Genomic DNA, 20,715 nt, shown 5'->3' with positions numbered 1-20,715 from the left:
CAAAGAGGCTGAAAAGAAAGCCGACAATTGACTTCGTTTAACCTTGATCAATGTATTTTCTGTTAAATTACATTGTTTTTTCCTTTTAAATTCAAAAATATAAACATAAGCAAATAATACAAAAAGTGTCGAAATGTAATTATAATGATGTGAGGGATAATCTTTGGCGCATTATCTTGCTTATCTGACAATACAAAGATTGGGCAAAAGGAGTGGAACATGAAAATCGGTCTTATGGTTATCGCAGTTTTAATCGCCTGCGCTAGCGGTTCGGCGCTGGCAACGACGTTAAAACTGTCGCCTGAGATTGACTTGCTGGTCGTTGACGGTAAAAACATGTCCGGTTCTTTGCTAAAAGGCGCGGAAAGTCTGGAGCTGAACAGCGGCCAGCATCAAATACTGTTTAAAGTTACTAAAAATCTTCCGTCCAGCACACCTGCCCAAATGTTTTACACCTCACCGCCGCTGATCGTGGTGTTTAATACCCAAAACGTGAAATCTGTCGCCATCCACCTTCCAACGATTACTAATACGCAAGAAGGACAGAAATTTTCTCATCACCCGCTGTATCAACTGATTGATCACAATGCTCATATTCTGCCGGTACGTTCTGATATGCTGCATCCGGATGATTTAACCAGTAGCGCTTCTCTGGAAAACATCATGGCAATCTATAACTTAGGCAATCATAAAGCCTCGGTTCCCTCTTTCGCCGCGATTCCCCCTTCAACCGTTAGCGCGGTGCCCGGTACAACGCTACCCGCAGCAGGCAACGGCATCGCCGACAAAACTACGCGCCTGAACGGTGAGAACGTTTCTGAGCAAATGCTACAGTATTGGTATTTGCAGGCAGATAAAGAAACCCAACAGCGGTTTTTGCTTTGGGCCAGGAAACACGCGGCAAAACAATAGGCGCTGTTGACTCACGTGTTTGTCAGGATAACCCCCTATTCTCTCGCGCAGGCTCGCCAATGAAAGCGGCCAAAAGTCGAATGCGGCAGAATCTGATGTGAATATCGTATTTTTCAATCCCTTCTCGCAATTTCTTGCGCTCCCTCTATGCACCAAATTCCAGTTTCAGTAATCTGTCGGGAAACCTCAGTTATTTAAGGATTTTCATGGAACTGACTACACGAACCGTTGCGGCGAGGAAACATATCGCCCTCGTGGCTCATGATCACTGTAAAAAATCGCTGCTTGCCTGGGTTGAAGGCAACAAAGAGCTACTGGCGCGACACGAACTTTATGCCACAGGCACCACTGGAAATCTGGTGCAACGTGCCACGGGGATTCCGGTACGCAGTATGCTCAGCGGGCCAATGGGTGGCGATCAGCAGGTAGGCGCGCTGATTTCAGAAGGGAAAATTGATATGTTGATTTTCTTTTGGGATCCGTTAAATGCGGTGCCGCACGATCCCGATGTAAAAGCGCTGCTGCGTCTGGCCACAGTGTGGAATATTCCAGTCGCCACAAACCGTTCTACCGCTGATTTTCTCGTCTGCTCGCCGCTATTCGATCGGGAGATTGAGATTGCTATTCCCGATTACCAGCGCTACCTGCAAGATCGTCTGAAATAATCCGCCCGCCGCGGGCCAAAGCCTGCGGGGGCAACCATTTCCTGTCAGGGTTTCTTCTGTACTGACACGCCAAGATCGCGTAACTGGCTGACAAAGACTGAAGGGCGATCGCTGTCTTGTAATAACCACACTTGATGTTTAGCCCGCGTCATGGCGACATACAGTAAACGCCGTTCCTCCGCATCGGGAAAATCTTCCGGTTGCGGCAAGAGTACGTCTTCCAACACCGACTCTCTGGCTTCCGCCGGGAATCCATCGCTGCCTTCATGCAAACCAGCGATAATCACGTACTCAGCCTGCTGCCCTTTACTGGCGTGAATGGTCATAAAATCGATATTCAGTTTGGGCCAGCGCGTTTTGGCTTTCTGCAAAATATCCGGACGTAAATGATGATAGCGAGCCAAAATCATGATTCTCTCATCATGTTTAACATAGCCGCTCAGCTTATCCAGCAGCGCCTCAAGCTGTTCATGCGGCAGGATTACCACGGATTTTTTCGTGCCTTTACTCAGGCTGTTTAGCGGTTTTTTTAACTGATGAGGATTTTGTTGGATAAACTGATTGGCTATCTCACCAATGCGATCGTTAAAACGATAGGTGGTATCCAAAGCACATTCCGCTCCTTCACCAAAATGATGACTAAAGGCGGTGGTCAGCAAGAGTTCGGCTCCGCTGAAACGATAAATGGCCTGCCAGTCATCCCCTACGGCAAACAAAGATGTTTGGGTATTTTGCTTACGCAGAGCGGAAAGTAACACTGCGCGCTGCGGCGAGATATCCTGAAACTCATCCACCAGAATGTATTTCCATGGACTGACAAAACGCCCTTTCTCCAATAAATTCACCGCTTGATGAATCAAGCCGGAGAAATCAACCGCACCTTCGTCCTTCAACGCACTTTTCCACGCTTTCAGCAACGGAGCCATCAGGCGAATGCGTTTCTGGAACAGGTCGCGCACTTCCTCATCGGCTTGTTCAATCATTTCAGCCTGGCTACCGCCGTGCATCCGCATCAGGCCAAGCCAACGTTCCAGACGCCCTCCCAAACGCGCCGCCAGACGTTTATCTTGCCAGAAACTGCCTTCCGGCACGTCCCACTCCAACTCTTCGGTCAGCCACTGCCGCCAGCCTTTGGCTTGCGCTTTCTTTTCTTCACACTGCTGTTGCCAGTTTTTGATCAATAGCGAGCGACGCGCCTGACTGTCTGATTCCAGCTTACTGATAACCGGAGTTTTACGACTGCCCTGCTGAATAATATGCAGCGCCAACGCGTGGAAGGTTTTCGCCTGAATATCTTTTGTCCCCAAACGTTGCTTAATTCTATCATTCATTTCATCGGCAGCCTGACGCCCGAAAGCCAGCAGCAAGATTTGCTCCGGCAGCGCTTCCTGGCGATGTAACAGCCAACCGGCACGCGCCACCAGCACCGACGTTTTACCACTACCCGCTCCAGCCAATACCAATACCGAATCTTCCCCATTCACTACTGCCCGACACTGGGAATCGTTCAAAGGAGAGGTTTCAACCTGCTGGAAGAAGTCGCGGTGTTGTTCCAGCACGCGGTCGGTCCATTGTCGGTTACGCATCGCAACGCTCCGGGCACCCTGCTGTAACCAACGCAGGCACAGGGCATAATCGTCGCGGCACAGCTCAAATTCACTTAATCGCTCTATCGGCATTGGCAACGCGCCAAATGCTTGCTTGATGCTTTCTTGCAATTGCGCCAAATCCGAATGCTTAAACCATTTATCTTGTTGTTCAATTTTACGGATCGAAGCCACCTGGGCCTGGAGCACTTCTGCGCTAATCTGGCTCATTTCCTCGCTCCATTTTTGCCAGACGCCTAACAAATACTGATAGAAACGCTGAGTTTCCTGCCATTCGGTGCCGTGTAACCGGACAACCTGCTGCTGTGGCAGTTCAAACTCCAGTTCTCCCCATACGATGCCGCGTTTACATTGAATATTGACCAATTGATTAAACGGAATCAGATATTGATGTTTATCACCGCTCACTTCGATGCCAGCATTCAATAATCGCACCCGATTGTAGGGATGTTGAGCCAAATGCTTGCCGAAAGATGTCGCTTTAAGTTCCATATACCTGCGCCAAAACTAGTATTGAGGGAGTTTACGTATCAAAATGGAGTGTAAATAAAATAATTGAGTTTAAACAACAGCTATCAGATAGTTTACGGGTTATTGTCAAAAACGCGTAATAATGGGAAAAGGAAGATCACTTCTAGATTCACCCGCATGGCGGCTCTTCAATTTTATCAGGCAGATTAATCATTATGCGTACTGCATTGAACATTTTGAATTTTGTTTTAGGTGGTTTCTTCACAACGCTCGCCTGGCTGGTGGCTACGCTGGTCAGCGCCCTGTTGATCGTTACCTTACCATTAACCCGCTCTTGCTGGGAAATTACCAAGCTCTCCTTTCTGCCTTATGGCAATGAGGCGATCCATGTCAATGAATTATACCCGGAAAAAAGTAATGCTCTGCTAACAACCGGAGGTTCAGTATTGAACATTATCTGGTTTATTCTGTTTGGCTGGTGGCTGTGCATTTCCCATATTTTGGCTGGGATTGCCCAGTGCTTAACCATCATCGGTATTCCTGTCGGTATCGCTAACTTTAAAATAGCAGCGATAGCCTTATGGCCAGTCGGCCGCCGGGTGGTTTCGGTTGAAATGGCGCAACAAGCCAGAACCGAGAATGCTAAACGCCGCTTTCAGCAACGCTGATTGAGAATGATGCCTTACGCTCGAGTGAATCTGTTTTGCCCGAGTGTAAGGTTCGTTTTTTGCCTAAAAGCTATGTTGATTAGCCTAGGTAATGCTCAATTCGGTCAGGCTGTTTTGTTCGTTTTAGGGGTCTTTTGTGCTCACTTTTGTTTCTGATTTACGTCGCTATGCATATAACAGCAGCTTCCTGTATTACGTTCGTATTTTTATCGCCCTGACTGGCGCAACGGCGCTACCTTGGTGGCTTGGCCAACCCACACTGACTATTCCTCTGACTCTGGGAGTCGTAGCCGCGGCTCTGGCAGATCTGGACGACAGGCTGGTAGGACGCATCCGCAATTTATTGATTACATTGGTTTGCTTCTTTACCGCTTCTGCCTCCATTGAATTGCTCTTTCCCTATCCCTGGCTATTTGCTATTGGCCTGACTTTTTCGACCTGCGGATTCATTCTGCTGGGCGCGCTTGGACAACGCTACGCCACCATTGCCTTTGGCGCTTTACTGATCGCGATTTACACCATGCTGGGTACATCGATGTACGCTATCTGGTATGAACAACCGTTGCTTTTGCTGCTGGGGGCTGTTTGGTACAACCTGCTGACGCTAGCTGGCCATCTGATTTTCCCTATCCGCCCACTACAGGACAATATGGCACGCTGTTATCAGCAGCTTTCGTATTATCTGGAAGCCAAAGCCAATCTGTTTGATCCTGATATCGAAGCGAATGACAATCAGCCGCTGATCGCTGTCGCCATGGCCAACGGCGAACTGGTTTCGACCTTGAATCAGGCCAAGGTTTCCCTCGTAACCCGTCTGAAAGGAGATCGCGGGCAACGGGGCACCCGCCGTACACTGCACTATTATTTCGTCGCACAGGATATTCATGAGCGCGCCAGTTCCTCCCATGTGCAATACCAAAGCCTGCGGGAGAAATTTCGTTTTAGCGATGTGCTGTTCCGCTTCCAGCGGCTGCTAACTATGCAGGCCAGAGCCTGCCAGCAATTATCGCAATCCATCCTCTTGCGTCAAAAATATCAGCACGACCCGCGCTTTGAGCGAGCGTTTACTCATCTGGACGCTACGCTTCTGCGAATGTCGGAAAAACATAAAAACCTTCCAGAGGTTAAAGCATTATCCTATTTACTTAGAAATCTGCGTGCCATTGACGCCCAGCTTGCTGGTATCGAATCAGAGCAAGTACTGGCCGAAGAAGCTAAGCCGGAAAATCGTCTGGCCGACGACCGTATTACCGGTTGGGGCGATATCTGGCTCCGAATCAGCCGCCACCTGACGCCGCAGTCAGCCCTATTTCGCCATGCGGTTCGCATGTCCGTAGTGCTCTGTATTGGTTACGCATTTATCCAATTCACCGGCATGCAGCACGGCTATTGGATTTTGCTGACTAGCCTGTTTGTCTGCCAGCCTAACTACAACGCCACCCGCCGCCGTTTAGCTCTTAGGATCATCGGAACCCTCGCTGGTATTCTGATCGGCTTACCTATTCTTTACTTTGTGCCTTCTCTGGAAGGGCAGTTGATTTTAATCGTCATTACCGGGGTACTGTTCTTTGCCTTCCGTAATGTGCAGTACGCCCACGCCACCATGTTTATTACCCTTTTGGTGTTACTGTGCTTCAACCTGTTAGGTGAAGGCTTTGAGGTCGCCATGCCACGTGTGATTGATACCTTACTCGGCTGCGGCATTGCCTGGGTCGCCGTTTCCTTTATCTGGCCAGATTGGAAATTCCGCCATCTGCCGGCGGTGGTGAACAAGACCTTCAACGCCAACTGCCGCTATCTGGACGCCATCCTGCTGCAATACCATCAGGGAAAGGACAACAGCCTGACCTATAGGATTGCCCGCCGCGATGCGCACAATAGCGATGCTGAGTTAGCTTCGGTTATTTCCAATATGTCCGCAGAGCCTAAGAATGACCGCAAAACACATGAGGCGGCATTCCGACTGCTGTGCCTGAATCACACCATGCTGAGCTACATCTCGGCGCTAGGCGCGCACCGCGAGAAACTGACCAATCCAGCCATTCTGGAGCTACTAAATGACGCTATCTGTTATGTAGAAGCGGCGCTTAGCGAAGAACCGGTGGACGATATCCGCATGAACAAAGCGCTGGCTGCCCTTTCGGCACGTAGCGCGCAATTCAGCCCCGATCCTGAAAGCAAAGAACCGCTGGTATTACAGCAGGTAGGATTGTTACTGGAACTGCTACCTGAGCTTGCCGTATTAAATAAACAAATTGGCCAGAGAAATTCGTAATTCATAAAAATAATGCGGTGATACTCACCTGCCAGTCACAGGTTGTTGATATTTTAGCGGCCTGTGACTCCCTTCACTCGGTTACGACTTAAAGGCATATCGCGTTACTCATCGTTGGTTGAACGTTCATCGCCTTCAGTTTTTATAACAAGCGCTGACCGGCATTCCTACATCATCGAACCATTCCATCAGCTCATTGCGAATTCGACGAGGTAAAACGGCATGATGATTGCCTGTAATAGCGCCGGCTAATGAGAGCAGGACATTGATCCCCAAGGACTTCCTCAAGGCCCTGAGCCTAAGATAAGTGCGTTTTGCTCCTTCACTCCTCAATTCATCCGCATTCTTTATACCGACTTTCCACAGTAAACGCTCAAGAGCAATGGTCACATTAGGCAAATCTTTCAGTCGATTGGTTTCCCTGCTTTTGGTAACGACATCTTCTTCTGCTCCTTGATAGGCCAATTGAGCAAATGCGGAAAGGTTGGATTCATCCTGCCATAACTCGGGCGTAATCCAGTAATAGCGCAACGTGACGGGAATGCCCCGTTTGGAATAAACCAAACAGCACATCCCGTAGGTTTTGAATGTGTATTCGGTACGTTCGTTTGCACGTAAATACATTTCGCCTTCAGAAACCAACGCAAACATGATGCCGTTAGCCAGCAAACCATACCCGCCAAATTGAGAACGAAATGTAATCGGGCCGAGAAAAGCAAAACGATCCTGAGCCTGGGCAATCCTTTTTTCTGATAAATGCTTCATCGCTACTCCTTTAGCAAATGATTAGCCTATAGTCCTAATTTTGATGCAATAAGTGTAAGAGGAACAACTAATTGCAAAAATACGCAATATAAATCGACTATCCAATTACAAAATTAATTTGCATTAAATTTCATCGCAAATTTGCGAAGCAGTTTGAAAAATTAGGTTGATCTTCCATCAAACACCCATTACTGTATATTCATACAGTATCACTACGGGCAGGAAATCACATGCGCACACATTCACTTAAACCTCATAATTCCAACAGTCATACTTTTGCTGCTAATACATTAGCAACAAGAACCATTTCCCCTGTGGGTAGCGGACTTATCAGTGAAATTGTTTATAGTGAGAATCAGTCCGCAGTGGTTCAACTGCTCGTTCCCCTGCTGCAACAATTGGGCAAACAATCCCGCTGGTTGCTATGGTTAACACCACAGCAGAAGCTTAGCCGTTTATGGCTTGAGAAATCCGGTTTACCCGTAGATAAAGTGGTGCAGCTAAGCCAGATAGATTCTTTATCTACCGTTGAAGCTATGGAAAAAGCGCTACAGACAGGAAATTACAGTGTGGTGCTCGGTTGGTTGCCTGATTTAACGGATGAAGACCGACTAAGGCTTCGCTTAGCTGCCGAGCAGGGAAATGCATATGGGTTCATTATGCGTCCGCAAAGTGACACAAAATCGAACCAAGGACAGTGTCCAACGCTAAAAATTCATTCTTATTTGTATCATTAAGTAAATTTAGGATTTATCCCATGAAATTTAACGTGAATTACATGGGAACCTCTGAATATCAGTGCAAAGCGAGTCATTACGCGGCTTGCAGCATAAAATATTGTTCTAAAAATGACCATTTTTATGCCAAAAGTGTTAAAAAACCTGCTCATTTTTGCTTTTTTTTCAGGCGGTTTATCACATCACACTTGTAACTTTCTCGCCACGTTGTAGACTTTACATCGCTAAGGTTGCTCTAAAACGCCAAATTAAACTGGCAGCGTGAATCAACGGGAGCGTTAAAACCTTAACGAAGAATTTTAACCAAGGGCTTGGCTTTACAAAAGCTCATTGCCTATTTGGATGATAACGAGGCGTAAAATGAAAAAGACAGCTATCGCATTAGCAGTGGCACTGGCTGGTTTCGCTACAGTAGCGCAAGCCGCACCGAAAGATAATACCTGGTACACCGGTGGTAAACTGGGCTGGTCTCAGTACCATGATGTCGGTACCGGCAGTGGTATCTACAACGAAAGCAACGACGGCCCAACTCACAAGGACCAACTGGGTGCAGGTGCGTTCGTAGGTTACCAAGCGAACCAATACCTTGGCTTCGAAATGGGATATGACTGGCTTGGCCGTATGCCTTACAAAGGCGACGTTACTAACGGCGCATTTAAAGCACAAGGCGTTCAGCTAGCCGCTAAACTGAGCTACCCAATTGCTCAGGATCTGGATCTGTACACTCGTCTGGGTGGTATGGTTTGGCGTGCAGACTCTAAAGCAAACGTGCCTAGCGAAAACTTCCACGCTAGCAACCACGACACTGGCGTTTCTCCGCTGGCAGCCGTTGGTCTTGAATACGCAGTAACCAAAAACTGGGCAACTCGCCTGGATTACCAATGGGTTAACAACATTGGTGATGCTGCTACCGTTGGTGCTCGTCCAGACAACGGCATGCTGAGCCTGGGTGTTTCTTACCGTTTCGGTCAAGATGACGCAGTCGCTCCAGTAGCTCCAGCTCCAGCTCCGGCTCCAGTTGTTGATACTAAGCGTTTCACTCTGAAATCTGACGTGCTGTTTGCTTTCAACAAAGCAACTCTGAAACCAGAAGGCCAGCAAGCTCTGGACCAACTGTACTCTCAGCTGAGCTCTATCGATCCTAAAGACGGTTCTGTTGTAGTTCTGGGCTTCGCTGACCGTATCGGTCAAGCTGCTCCTAACTTGAAACTGTCTGAAGCTCGCGCTCGCAGCGTTGTAGAGTACCTGGTATCTAAAGGTATCCCAGCAGACAAGATCTCTGCTCGTGGCATGGGTCAAGCTGATCCAGTTACAGGCAACACCTGTGACAACGTGAAACCACGTGCTGCACTGATCAACTGCTTGGCACCAGATCGTCGCGTAGAGATCGAAGTGAAAGGCATCAAAGAAGTTGTAACTCAGCCACAGGCTTAAGTTTACTTCTTAATAAAAACCCCGCATTGCGGGGTTTTTTTTTAACCGTTTTCGTCATCTAAAACCAAAAACCAGAATCGCAAGAAACGCCAACAAATAACGCCTGCTTCTCATTCAGTTTCTAATCGTCTTTACCCAAAATTGCCTGTAAATCTTGTTTCAGCGATGACATCTGATTGGCATATTTCTCTTTCCGTTCGGCATCTTCAATCAACATCACTACCGTTTCGGATAAAGTATGTCCTCTTCTGCGCGCCAATGCCGCCAAACGCTGCCAAACCAGGAATTCCAGATCGATAGATTTTTTGCGCGTATGCTGATGCTCGGCATTAAAATGGCGTTTACGTCTAGCCCTAATGGTTTGCTTCATCCGATTAGCCAAATCCGCATTCATATGCGCATCGATCCACTCAAGGACTTTAACCGGCTCGCTTTCCAGTTTCAGCAGTTGTTCAATCGCATCTTGAGCTGCGCTTTTTTCAACGTGGCGAGTGATAGGTTCACCTTCACGGTGTTTTTTCACCAGATAGGCCCATTTCCAACCGCTCTCAAGATTTTCCAATTGTTGATATTTCATCGTGATCTCTTCAGTGACCGCGTAACTTCAGTAAGCATAACAGCTTTATAGGAAATTTCCCCCTGCAAATCGCGTTCATTTTGGCTGTTTTTTGTACTTAAATATCAGGATGTCACACTCCTTGTCGACAACAGCCACTCTGCGTATATGCAGCCTGCGTTATTCTTGTATAATCGCCCTTTCCCTTTTTGACGATTGCATCTAACACTTTGACCAATAACCGACTTGAATGGCAGTCTTTGCTGCCAAACACAACGCCATATGAGGCGTTGTTTGCTACCGCCACTCAGTTGGCTCCCGTATCTTTTGCGGCATATCAGCCCCGGTTGGAAAATGGCCTGACGCTATTCTGTCACCCACTTTCCAAGCCGCGCTTTATGCTGATCAAGGCGCAAGAGAGTAGCGACTATCTCAACCTGCTCTCCCAGGCAATTAATGAGTTGCTGGCAAATGAAACGCCGACGCTAGCGGGCGGTGATTATCTGGTACATGGCCATCAAGTGAGCTGGCAGCCAGCTCAGCATGGCAATGAGGCTTTTGCTGCCAAATCTACCTGTTTATGTCAGGAATGGATTGAGCCAGAGCAATTATTTGGTTGCGTTAGAATCCATAAAGATACGGTCAGCTTGCAACCGGGGTTGGTCCATCAGGCCAACGGCGGCGTGCTGATTCTGTCGGTACGTTCCCTGCTGGCGCAGCCGTTAATGTGGCTACGCCTAAAGCAAATGGTGACTCAGCAGCGTTTCGAGTGGCTCTCTCCCGATGAAACCAAGCCTTTACCATTACATATTCCCTCTATGCCTCTCGATCTGCGTTTGGTTCTGGTTGGCGATCGCCTCGGTCTAGGGGATTTCCATGATATGGAACCGGAGCTGGGTGAGCTGGCCATTTACGGCGAGTTTGAAGCTGAATTGCCCCTGCTGGACGAAGAAGGCATGGCGCTGTGGTGCGGTTATATCAACGGGTTAGTACAGCAGAATAATTTGCCGCCTTTGTCCGCAGACGCTTGGCCAGTATTGTTTAAACAAGCCATTCGTCACAGTGGCGATCAGGGCAGTTTACCACTCTGCCCGCAATGGTTAACTCGCCAGTTAGCCGAAGCCGCCATGTATGCTGAAGAAGATGAAATTACCGGTAACTCGCTGGATGTAGCCGCAAATAATCGCGATTGGCGGCAGAATTATCTGGCCGAGCGGATGCAGGACGAAATCGAACTGGGCCAGATTCTGATCGACACCGAAGGTGCGGTTGTTGGCCAAATCAATGGTCTTTCGGTACTGGAATATCCTGGCCATCCGCGAGCCTTTGGCGAACCCGCGCGCATCAGCTGCGTGGCACATATGGGCGACGGCGAATTTGTCGACGTTGAACGCAAAGCCGAGTTAGGCGGTAATCTGCATGCTAAAGGCATGATGATTATGCAGGCATTCCTGAATGCGGAGCTGGAACTTGACCAGCCGATGCCATTCTCCGCATCAATCGTTTTTGAGCAATCATACGGTGAAATTGACGGCGACAGTGCCTCTTTGGCAGAGTTATGTGCATTGATCAGTGCTCTTTCACAACAGCCAATTAATCAACAAATTGCCGTGACCGGTTCTGTCGATCAGTTTGGGAATGTGCAACCTATTGGCGGCGTAAATGAAAAAATCGAAGGTTTCTTCGAGGTTTGTCAACGTCGTGGATTAACCGCTAGCCAAGGCGTGATTTTACCGAGCGCCAATGTGCGCCATCTCTGCCTGCACCCGTCAGTGGTTGAAGCAGTACAGAACGGGCAATTCCATCTGTGGGCCGTGGATTCCGTCACTGAAGCGTTACCACTTCTGACCGGCCTGCCTTATGCCGATGAACAACAAACCAGTTTGTTAGGTATAATTCAGGAAAGGATTGCCCAAATGAATCCACAGGATCGACGCCGACCTTGGCCATTACGCTGGCTCAACTGGTTTAACCAGGGCTGATCGGACTTGTTCAGCGTACAAGTGTACGCTAATCTGCGACCTTCAATAAAATAAGGCTTACTGAGAACATGGTAGATAAACGCGAATCCTATACAAAAGAAGACCTTGAGGCATCTGGCCGCGGCGAACTGTTTGGCGCCGGTGGACCACCATTGCCAGCAGGTAATATGTTAATGATGGACCGTATCGTGAAGATGACCGAAGACGGCGGTACTCATAACAAAGGTTATGTGGAAGCGGAACTGGATATCAATCCAGACCTATGGTTCTTCGGTTGCCACTTCATAGGCGATCCAGTGATGCCAGGTTGTCTCGGCCTCGATGCTATGTGGCAGTTAGTCGGCTTCTACCTCGGCTGGTTGGGTGGTGAAGGTAAAGGCCGTGCGCTGGGCGTAGGCGAAGTGAAATTTACCGGCCAGGTATTACCTGAAGCGAAGAAAGTAACGTACCGCATTAACTTCAAACGCGTCATTATGCGTAAACTGATTATGGGCGTCGCGGACGGCGAAGTATTGGTTGACGGTAAGGTGATTTATACCGCGACCGATCTGAAAGTGGGCTTGTTTAAAGACACTAACGCGTTCTAAACGTTTCTGCGCAGGGAGAGAGCATCTCAATCCCTGCGTAATCCAGTAAAGTGAAAACAGTGCCAGTCAAACGGCATTTTTTTGAACCATAGTTACTACTATAAATGTAGTGACTGACGTTTTGCTTCTCATTTTAGTTTTACTCGACTCGTGAGGTTACCGGCAGCTAATGCAACGAACCCATTTTGACGATATGCCCTGTCCGGTCGCCCGTTCCCTAGAGCGCGTTGGGGAGTGGTGGAGCATATTAATCCTCCGCGATGCTTTTCAGGGATTGTCGCGCTTTGACGAGTTTCAGAAAAGTTTACAGCTTTCGCCTACCATGCTAACTCGCCGACTGAAACATCTGGTCGCCAGTGGCATTCTAGACAAACATTTGTATCACGCCCGCCCCGCTCGCTATGAATATCGCCTGACTCAACGCGGAATCGATTTTTTTCCGGTATTGGTGGCAATGTTTGATTGGGGTAATAAGCATCTGGCTCCGGATGGGGCCGCAGTGATTCTGGTCGATCGCCACAGCGGTGAGCCGATTCAGCCCCAGTTGCTTGATCAACGGACCCAACGGCCTATCCTTTATCAGGATGTCACCATCGCCGCAGGCCCGGTAAGCAGTGATATCGTGAAGCGACGCCTTGCATTGATGCAAGAAAAGGCGTCTGCCCGTTCCATTGAATCCGAATAAGGAAATTGTATGAGTATGCGTCGCGTGGTGATTACCGGTATGGGCGTGATTTGCCCATTGGGAACAGGTCTCGAAATCGTCTGGCAGCGCTTGCTAGCCGGGCAATCAGGTATCCGCCGGTTGCCGGATGAGATCGTGGGAGAGCTGGCAACCAAAGTCGGTGGACAGGTTCCTACGCTGGCAGCAGATCCAGAAGGCGGTTTCGATCCCGACCGCGCCGTTTTACCGAAAGATCAAAAGAAAATGGACCGTTTTATCGAGTTTGCCATGGCTGCAGCCGATGAAGCCATTGCCCATTCAGGCTGGCAGGCAATCGCCGAAGATCAACAAGAGCGCACCGCGACCGTGATTGGTTCAGGTATTGGCGGATTCCCCGCGATTGCGCATGCGGTTCGCACCACCGACAGTCGCGGCCCCAAACGGCTGTCTCCTTTCACCATTCCGTCGTTTCTGGTCAATCTGGCCGCTGGCCACGTTTCCATTAAACACCATTTCAAAGGGCCAATCGGCGCGCCGGTTACCGCCTGTGCCGCAGGTGTTCAGGCCATTGGCGATGCGGTACGTATGATTCGCAACCACGAGGCCGACGTCGCACTGTGCGGCGGTGCCGAAGCGGCCATTGATAAAGTCAGCCTGGCCGGTTTTGCGGCGGCTCGCGCCCTTTCTCATGGTTTTAACGAACACCCGGAACAGGCATCACGGCCGTTCGATAGCGCTCGTGATGGTTTTGTAATGGGAGAAGGTGCTGGCCTGCTAGTGGTGGAAGAGTTAGAGCACGCTCTGGCTCGTGGCGCAACGCCGCTGGCGGAGATTGTGGGCTATGGTACCAGCGCTGATGCCTACCATATGACTTCCGGGGCGGAAGACGGTGACGGCGCTTACAAAGCGATGAAAATCGCATTACGGCAGGCGGGTGTGACTCCCGATCAGGTTCAGCACTTAAATGCTCATGCAACCTCAACGCCGGTAGGCGATCTGGGGGAAATCAACGCGATCAAGCACCTGTTTGGCACAAACAGTCAGCTAGCCGTCACCTCCACTAAATCAGCAACCGGCCACTTACTCGGAGGCGCGGGTGGCCTGGAAACGGTATTTACCGTACTGGCATTGCGAGACCAAATCGTTCCCGCCACCTTGAATCTGACCCATCCAGATCCTGCCAGTGCCGGATTGGATATTGTCAGCGACAAAGCTCGCCCTCACCAGATGACTTATGCGCTTTCTAACGGTTTTGGTTTTGGCGGGGTTAACGCCAGTATTTTGCTGAAACGTTGGCAGGGCTAGTTTTTTGTCGCGATAAGCAAGACTATGCTGAGTAGTCTTGTCTCTGAAATGAAAACCTCCGCCTAAAGCGGAGGTTATCCTCGAATCACAGGGAGCCGCTTAAGCGGTCACAGCCCTGTCAGCCATGGCTTGTCGCCACCCTCCTAGCCAATGAGACCGGGCGTCTAACGATTGGTAGGGACAAATTTCCCTTGAACGCCCTGAAATACCTGCCTGATATCCTCTTGATAATGCCCGTTCCAGACGATCTCTTTTCTGTCTCTTCATGCCTCTTATCCCTCATTTCTTGTCTGCTGGAAAGAAAACAGTGGCTGTTTTATGTACAACCACGATTAAGAAATAGTCCTTTTGACAGGGAAAATCAATGCGCAATATTCACGCCAATGTCACATTTGTGAGCTACGCCCGTTTAATTGACTAAGTGATTGATTTAAAGGGGAGAGATAACATTATGATTTTAAATAAAAAGCCCCTTGCCATGTCATCAGAATAATGAGAAGGAAAAGGGGCTTAGACTGAATTAGTACAAAATATTACTGAATACGTTGCAACTGAGTAGCGATGTTCTGAGCTTCCTGTTGCCAGCCTTGTGCCAACGTACGAATCAGCGCGTCATAGCCATCTTCGCTCTGCTTCACTTCCAGATCAAATGGCTGCTTAATCAGCTTGCCCTGATATTTCACCACCCAAACCCCTTTGACTATTGCCTTACCGTCAAAACGGCCATGGAAACCGGTCACCGTGACATTTAACACCGCCTGATCGCTGTCCAGTGGCTGAGCTGAAACCAGCCAGCCCGGCAATGCGCTGCTCAGGTTGGTAACCAGCGTTTGCTGTAATTGCTGATCCAACGGGCTGGCCCACAGATTGTTATTAGCAATGACATACTGCACATCATTCGTCTGATAAACCACGCCGGACGCGGCCAGATAATCCGCGACGCTGACATGTTCCAGCCACAGTTGCCGAGTCACACCTTGTGTGTCGCTGCTGACGGCAACCGGCGTACCTAACGCAGGTAACTGGTAGTAGGTTTTAGACGTGCTGCTGCTACAGGCGCTGAGTACCAGCGCCATAAATACCATCATCCATTTCATCATTTTTTGGCCTTCTTAGGCTGAGGGTCTTGGCTGCCGGCGGCTTCAAATACCAGCGCGTTACTCTTTTCATTCAGGGTACGCAGTACCGGTTGCAGTTCGCGTAATACCTGATCCAAACGTTGCATATCGCCGACCATTTTATTGTAGGCAGGTGAACCCGGCTGGAAGCCTTTCATGCTGCGATTCAGCTCGGTTAACGTTTTCTGAAGATCTTGCGGCAGATCTTTCATCGCCTGACTTGAGGTGATCTCGTTCAGCGACGCCAACGTTTTCTGGGTTTCACGCATGGTTCTCTGGCTTTCGGCCAGTGTCTGCGTGACTTCATGCAACATCGGCGTTAACGGCAGATTATTGATCTTATCCAGCGTCATCATGACTTTTTGCTGAATCTGCGCTAGCCCGCCGCTCACCGTTGGTATCAGAGAATAACCCGCTATGTCCTGCGGCCCTTTCCACGGTTTAGCATCCGGATAGAAGTCTAAATCGACGAACAAAGCGCCGGTCAACAAATTGCCAGACTTCAGTGATGCGCGTAAACCACGCTCTTTGGCGGTTTTTAGAATTTGCTCAAAGTTGGCATCCGGCCCCAGATCGTTACGGAAACGGCCCGGTTCGATGCGAATTAATACCGGAATACGGAAATCGTTATCCAGGCGCTGTTTCACGCCTTCGGCATAGAACGGCACATCGCCTACGGTACCGACGCGAATACCACGGAATTCAACCGGCGCGCCAGCCTGCAAACCGCGCACAGAGTCAGAGAAGAACAGCAGGAAATCATCATGTTCGGTAAACAAGGAATTCTGAATACTGCTGCGATTATCAAACAGTTTAAACTGAGTTTTATCCTGAGTAACAGGCTTACCTAAAGCGACCCCCTCCGGCACATCGAAACTGACGCCGCCGCTGAATAAGGTCGCCAGCGAGGCCATTTCCACCCGCATTCCCTGCGAGGATAAATCCACCGCCACGCCGCTATCTTTCCAGAAGCGGACGTTGGAAGTCACCAGACTGTCATAAGGTGCGCTGATAAATAGCTGATATTGCATTAAGCGAGACGTTGGGTCGAAAGAACCGGTTTCTACCGAACCCACGCGATAACCACGGAACAGCACCGGATCGCCGGCGTTCAATTGCCCTGCCTGATCGCTATCCAACACGATACGCAACCCCTTGGCATCCGGAGAAGCTAACGGCGGTGAATCAAGCAGATGGAACTCATCATGGCTTTTATCCGTGCGGCCCGGCTGTAGCTCGATATAGGCACCAGATAATAAAGTACCCAGACCTGACACGCCTTCCCGGCCAATTTGCGGCTTAACCACCCAAAACGCTGAATCGGTACGCAGTAACTTCTCCATGCCTGAATTCAAACGCGCTTTGATGATGACCTGATTGAGATCGTTACTCAAAGTCACCATTTCTACCGTGCCGACATCGACACTGCGACTTTTGATTTTGGTTTTACCCGCTTCGATGCCTTCGGCATTTTGCGTATATAAAGTCACCTCAGGCCCTTGATGGCTAAAGTGGTAAAACAATATCCACGCGCCGATCAGGGCGGTCACTATCGGAATGATCCACACCGGAGACCAGCGTTTGATTTTTTCTATCTCTGCCACACCATGGCTTGGGTTACTGTCCGTCACCTTGCGGCTCCTTCTTGGTTGTTTCACTCATCCGATCCCAGGTTAACCGAGGATCAAAGGTCAATGCTGCCAGCATGGTTAAAATCACCACCATTGCGAATAGTAATGCGCCTATAGCCGGATAAATACTCATGAGCTGGCCTATGCGGACTAACGCCGAAAGCACTGCAATAACAAAAACATCGATCATTGACCAGCGGCCAACAAACTCGACCACTTCGTAAATAAAATGCATCCGTTCGCTATCAGTTTTGCCCTTCCCTTTCGCGTCCCAGCACAACCAGCCGATGGCCAGCATTTTCAGCGAAGGCACCATAATACTGGCGATAAAGATCACCATTGCCACCGGATAGGAACCTTCTCCCCATAGCAAAATCACACCGGCCATAATGGTCGAAGTCATTTCATTACCGAGCGCTTCGGTGATCATGATTGGCATCAGATTTGCCGGAATATACAGCAGGATAGAGGTTATCAGCAGCGCCATCGTCCATTGCAGGCTATGGCGGCGACGGGCGTAGCCGCGGGTGTGGCAACGCGGACATTCTCGTTGATTGACCGGCAAAATCGCGGTGCAGCAAGAGCAAGAACGCACGCCCTGACGGATCCCCGTGCGGCCAAAGGTCAGCTCGCAGTTTATCGCCGGAGCCGGTTCGATATCCTGCCACAGCCAGCGGCGATCCACACATTGAAAAGCTCGCACCTGTAGCAGGCAAAACAGGCAGTAAGGCACAAAACTGCTGCCGATACCGATATCTCCGTAGGCCATCAGCTTAACGAAGCTAACCAAAACACCGGCAAGGAAAATTTCCACCATACACCAGGTTTTGAACATAAACAGCGCTTTGGCCATCACGGTTTTCAGGTGTTTCGGTAGGCGAGTACCTGAACAGAGTAGGATAATCGCCATCATGCAAAATGCGGGGATTAACTGCACCAGCACCATGAACAGCGTCGCCATGCTGGCGTAATTATCGTTCAGCATAACGCGAGGAATTTGAATCAGCGTAATTTCACTGGTAATCCCTGCCACCCGCATATTAACGAAGGGGAACAGGTTAGCAACCAATAGCATAAATAACGCACTGAGCGCATAGCCTATAGGCCGTTTACGCGGTTCTTCCCACCGCATACTCAGTGTTGTTTTACAGCGCGGGCAAACGGCTTTGGTGCCATAAGATAACTTCGGCAATGCCACCAGCATATCGCACTGCGGGCACAGCATCGCGTCATTACTTTCAACATGATGATGGCCGTGATCGTGATGGCTAACAGAACACAATAGAACTCTCCTTCACGGCAATATTTCAGCGCCAAAAAATACCGTTCTGCTACACAATTCGTTTTACGCATTGGCAACAGAACGGTATGGCAGCCGTTAAGTCAGTGGAGTGCAGCAATAGCCCTACGCTCCCCCGCTTTAATTAGCCGTTTTTCTGTGCTTCCAATTCTTCCCAACGAGCAAAAGCCACTTCCAACGTTTGTTCTGCGGCGGCCAGCGCTTTTAGCACCTGCTGGGTTTCCTCATGAGGACGGGAGAAGAAATTGGCATCGCTCACCTGAGCTTGTAATGCGCTAATTTCATCTTCCAGTTTCTCAAGCTGCTGCGGCAACTGATCCAGTTCACGCTGCAAGTTATAACTGAGTTTACCTGTCGAACGCTTAGCCGACGCTGTATTCTTTTCCGGGGCAGCGGCTTTAGGCGTTTCTACCTTCGGCGCAGCCTGGCGAATCGGCTTGGCTTCAGCGCGCTGTTTATGAGCATCGTAATAACCGCCCACAAAGCTGCTGATTTCGCCGTTGCCTTCGAAAATCCAGCACTCGGTCACAGAGTTATCGACGAACTGACGATCATGGCTGACTAACAATACGGTGCCCTGATAGCCATCCACCATCTCTTCAAGCAATTCCAACGTTTCGACGTCCAAGTCGTTGGTTGGCTCATCGAGAATCAACAGGTTGCTAGGTTTCAGGAATAGTTTAGCCAATAACAGGCGGTTACGCTCTCCACCGGACAAGGCTTTCACCGGCGTCATTGCCCGCTTTGGATGGAACAAGAAGTCCTGCAAATAGCCCAGAACGTGACGTGAACGGCCATTAACCATCACTTCCTGTTTACCTTCCGCCAGGTTATCCATCACGGTGCGCTCTGGATCCAATTCAGCGCGGTGCTGGTCGAAGTAAGCCACTTCCAGCTTGGTACCGCAGTGAACCTTACCGCTATCGGCCTGTAACTGGCCGAGCATCAGCTTCAGCAAAGTGGTTTTCCCACAGCCGTTCGGCCCAACCAGGGCGATTTTATCGCCGCGTTGTACCTGCGCGGTGAAGTTTTTCACCAACACTTTATCGCCAACCTGATAATTGACATTTTCCAGATCGAAGACAATCTTGCCCGAACGCACGGTTTCTTCCACCTGCATCTTGGCGGTGCCCATCACTTCACGACGCTCAGAACGCTCCTGGCGCAACGCTTTCAAGGCACGCACGCGGCCTTCGTTACGAGTACGGCGCGCTTTAATCCCCTGACGGATCCACACTTCTTCCTGAGCCAGTTTGCGATCGAATTCAGCATTTTGCAGTTCTTCAACCCGCAGCGCCTCTTCTTTGCTCGCCAGATACAGCTCGTAGTTACCCGGCCAGGACACCAGTTTACCGCGATCCAGATCCACAATACGGGTTGCCATCGCACGGATAAATGAACGGTCATGGGAAATAAAGATGATGCTACCCTGAAACTCTTTCAGGAAACCTTCCAGCCAGTAGATCGTTTCGATATCCAAGTGGTTGGTTGGCTCATCTAGCAACAATACTTTTGGCGAACTAACCAACGCTCGACCCAGCGCCGCTTTACGCAGCCAGCCGCCGGAAAGGGAGGACAGCTCGGCGTCAGCGTTCAGACCCAACTGTTCCAGCACTTCATGAATACGGCTATCTAACTGCCACAGGCCCTGATGATCAAGAATTTCCTGTAACGCCGCCAAACGATTCAGATTTTTCTCGCTTGGATCCAGCTCAACCTGATGCAAAGTGGCATGGTAGGCTTTCAAATGCTCCGCCTGCTCCTGCACCCCTTCCGCAACGAAGTCAAACACGGTGCCAGCCACATTACGCGGCGGATCCTGTTGCAGACGCGCCACGATCAGATCTTGTTCGTACACAATGCGCCCGTCGTCCAGTGCAATTTCCTTGCTCAGGATTTTCAACAGTGTGGATTTACCCGCGCCATTACGACCGACCAAACAGACGCGTTCGTTCGGTTCAATATGTAATTCGGTATTGTCTAACAAAGGTGCATCACTGAACGACAGCCAGGCACCTGACATGCTAATTAACGACAT

18 protein-coding genes are annotated in these 20,715 nt (G+C 49.6%); 10 read left to right on the top strand and 8 right to left on the bottom strand.

Annotated features, from left to right (window positions below):
* Window positions 1-219: 219 nt before the first annotated feature.
* Together PL78_RS02890 and PL78_RS02885 are read left to right on the top strand one after the other, a co-directional pair.
* Complete coding sequence (locus tag PL78_RS02890; RefSeq protein ID WP_064512968.1) at window positions 220-912, top strand: DUF2057 family protein; 693 nt, start codon at window positions 220-222, stop codon at window positions 910-912.
* A 206-nt stretch (window positions 913-1,118) separates the two neighbouring features.
* A complete protein-coding gene (locus PL78_RS02885) occupies window positions 1,119-1,577 on the top strand; it encodes a methylglyoxal synthase (RefSeq protein WP_064512966.1) in 459 nt (152 codons plus the stop codon).
* A 44-nt stretch (window positions 1,578-1,621) separates the two neighbouring features.
* On the opposite strand, the gene helD is transcribed toward PL78_RS02885, so the two are convergent.
* On the bottom strand, window positions 1,622-3,676 hold the full coding sequence (helD, locus tag PL78_RS02880) for a DNA helicase IV (RefSeq protein ID WP_064512964.1): 2,055 nt from the start codon (window positions 3,674-3,676) through the stop codon (window positions 1,622-1,624).
* Window positions 3,677-3,870: 194 nt separating this feature from the next.
* On the opposite strand from helD, the gene PL78_RS02875 reads away from it, so the two are divergent.
* A complete protein-coding gene (locus tag PL78_RS02875) occupies window positions 3,871-4,323 on the top strand; it encodes a YccF domain-containing protein (protein WP_064512962.1) in 453 nt (150 codons plus the stop codon).
* 136 nt (window positions 4,324-4,459) lie between these two features.
* A complete protein-coding gene (gene yccS / locus PL78_RS02870) occupies window positions 4,460-6,598 on the top strand; it encodes a YccS family putative transporter (RefSeq protein ID WP_064512960.1) in 2,139 nt (712 codons plus the stop codon).
* 135 nt (window positions 6,599-6,733) lie between these two features.
* On the opposite strand, the gene PL78_RS02865 is transcribed toward yccS, so the two are convergent.
* Window positions 6,734-7,363, bottom strand: coding sequence for a TfoX/Sxy family DNA transformation protein (locus PL78_RS02865; RefSeq protein ID WP_064512958.1), 630 nt, complete (start codon window positions 7,361-7,363; stop codon window positions 6,734-6,736).
* 230 nt (window positions 7,364-7,593) lie between these two features.
* On the opposite strand from PL78_RS02865, the gene sulA reads away from it, so the two are divergent.
* Together sulA and ompA are read left to right on the top strand one after the other, a co-directional pair.
* Window positions 7,594-8,100, top strand: coding sequence for an SOS-induced cell division inhibitor SulA (gene sulA, locus PL78_RS02860; RefSeq protein WP_064512956.1), 507 nt, complete (start codon window positions 7,594-7,596; stop codon window positions 8,098-8,100).
* Between the two features lie 360 nt (window positions 8,101-8,460).
* Window positions 8,461-9,534 carry a porin OmpA gene (ompA, locus tag PL78_RS02855; protein ID WP_064512954.1) on the top strand — a complete coding sequence of 358 codons (1,074 nt, stop codon included), beginning with the start codon at window positions 8,461-8,463 and terminating at the stop codon, window positions 9,532-9,534.
* A 121-nt stretch (window positions 9,535-9,655) separates the two neighbouring features.
* Here the strand turns inward: ompA and matP are convergent, their stop codons facing one another.
* Entirely contained in the window at window positions 9,656-10,111 is a 456-nt protein-coding gene (matP, locus tag PL78_RS02850) for a macrodomain Ter protein MatP (RefSeq protein ID WP_064512953.1), read from the bottom strand.
* A 209-nt stretch (window positions 10,112-10,320) separates the two neighbouring features.
* Between matP and PL78_RS02845 the strand changes: the two genes are divergently transcribed.
* From PL78_RS02845 to fabF, 4 genes are all read left to right on the top strand, one after another.
* The gene (locus tag PL78_RS02845) at window positions 10,321-12,072 is read left to right on the top strand and encodes an AAA family ATPase (RefSeq protein WP_064512951.1); all 1,752 of its coding nucleotides are present in this window, start codon (window positions 10,321-10,323) and stop codon (window positions 12,070-12,072) included.
* 68 nt (window positions 12,073-12,140) lie between these two features.
* Window positions 12,141-12,659, top strand: coding sequence for a bifunctional 3-hydroxydecanoyl-ACP dehydratase/trans-2-decenoyl-ACP isomerase (fabA, locus tag PL78_RS02840; protein ID WP_049596478.1), 519 nt, complete (start codon window positions 12,141-12,143; stop codon window positions 12,657-12,659).
* Window positions 12,660-12,828: 169 nt separating this feature from the next.
* Complete coding sequence (locus tag PL78_RS02835; RefSeq protein ID WP_064512949.1) at window positions 12,829-13,344, top strand: winged helix-turn-helix transcriptional regulator; 516 nt, start codon at window positions 12,829-12,831, stop codon at window positions 13,342-13,344.
* A gap of 9 nt (window positions 13,345-13,353) precedes the next feature.
* Window positions 13,354-14,628 (top strand): beta-ketoacyl-ACP synthase II, encoded by a 1,275-nt coding sequence (gene fabF, locus PL78_RS02830; protein ID WP_064512947.1) that lies wholly within the window; start codon window positions 13,354-13,356, stop codon window positions 14,626-14,628.
* Window positions 14,629-14,727: 99 nt separating this feature from the next.
* Here fabF and rmf read toward each other — a convergent pair whose 3' ends face one another.
* The 5 genes from rmf to PL78_RS02810 all read right to left on the bottom strand — a co-directional run bounded on the left by rmf (window position 14,728) and on the right by PL78_RS02810 (window position 20,715).
* Window positions 14,728-14,895 (bottom strand): ribosome modulation factor, encoded by a 168-nt coding sequence (rmf, locus tag PL78_RS19395; protein ID WP_038402188.1) that lies wholly within the window; start codon window positions 14,893-14,895, stop codon window positions 14,728-14,730.
* Between the two features lie 266 nt (window positions 14,896-15,161).
* The gene (pqiC, locus tag PL78_RS02825; protein ID WP_064512945.1) at window positions 15,162-15,728 is read right to left on the bottom strand and encodes a membrane integrity-associated transporter subunit PqiC; all 567 of its coding nucleotides are present in this window, start codon (window positions 15,726-15,728) and stop codon (window positions 15,162-15,164) included.
* On the bottom strand, window positions 15,725-17,377 hold the full coding sequence (pqiB, locus tag PL78_RS02820; RefSeq protein ID WP_064512943.1) for an intermembrane transport protein PqiB: 1,653 nt from the start codon (window positions 17,375-17,377) through the stop codon (window positions 15,725-15,727). Before pqiB ends, pqiC begins: the two co-directional genes overlap by 4 nt.
* Window positions 17,364-18,602 (bottom strand): membrane integrity-associated transporter subunit PqiA, encoded by a 1,239-nt coding sequence (gene pqiA / locus PL78_RS02815; RefSeq protein WP_235601027.1) that lies wholly within the window; start codon window positions 18,600-18,602, stop codon window positions 17,364-17,366. Before pqiA ends, pqiB begins: the two co-directional genes overlap by 14 nt.
* A 199-nt stretch (window positions 18,603-18,801) precedes the next feature.
* On the bottom strand, window positions 18,802-20,715 hold the full coding sequence (locus PL78_RS02810) for an ABC transporter ATP-binding protein (protein WP_064512941.1): 1,914 nt from the start codon (window positions 20,713-20,715) through the stop codon (window positions 18,802-18,804).

The organism is Yersinia entomophaga (assembly GCF_001656035.1).
Classification (GTDB): Bacteria; Pseudomonadota; Gammaproteobacteria; order Enterobacterales; family Enterobacteriaceae; genus Yersinia; species Yersinia entomophaga.
This window is presented reverse-complemented; position numbering and strand designations above follow the sequence as displayed.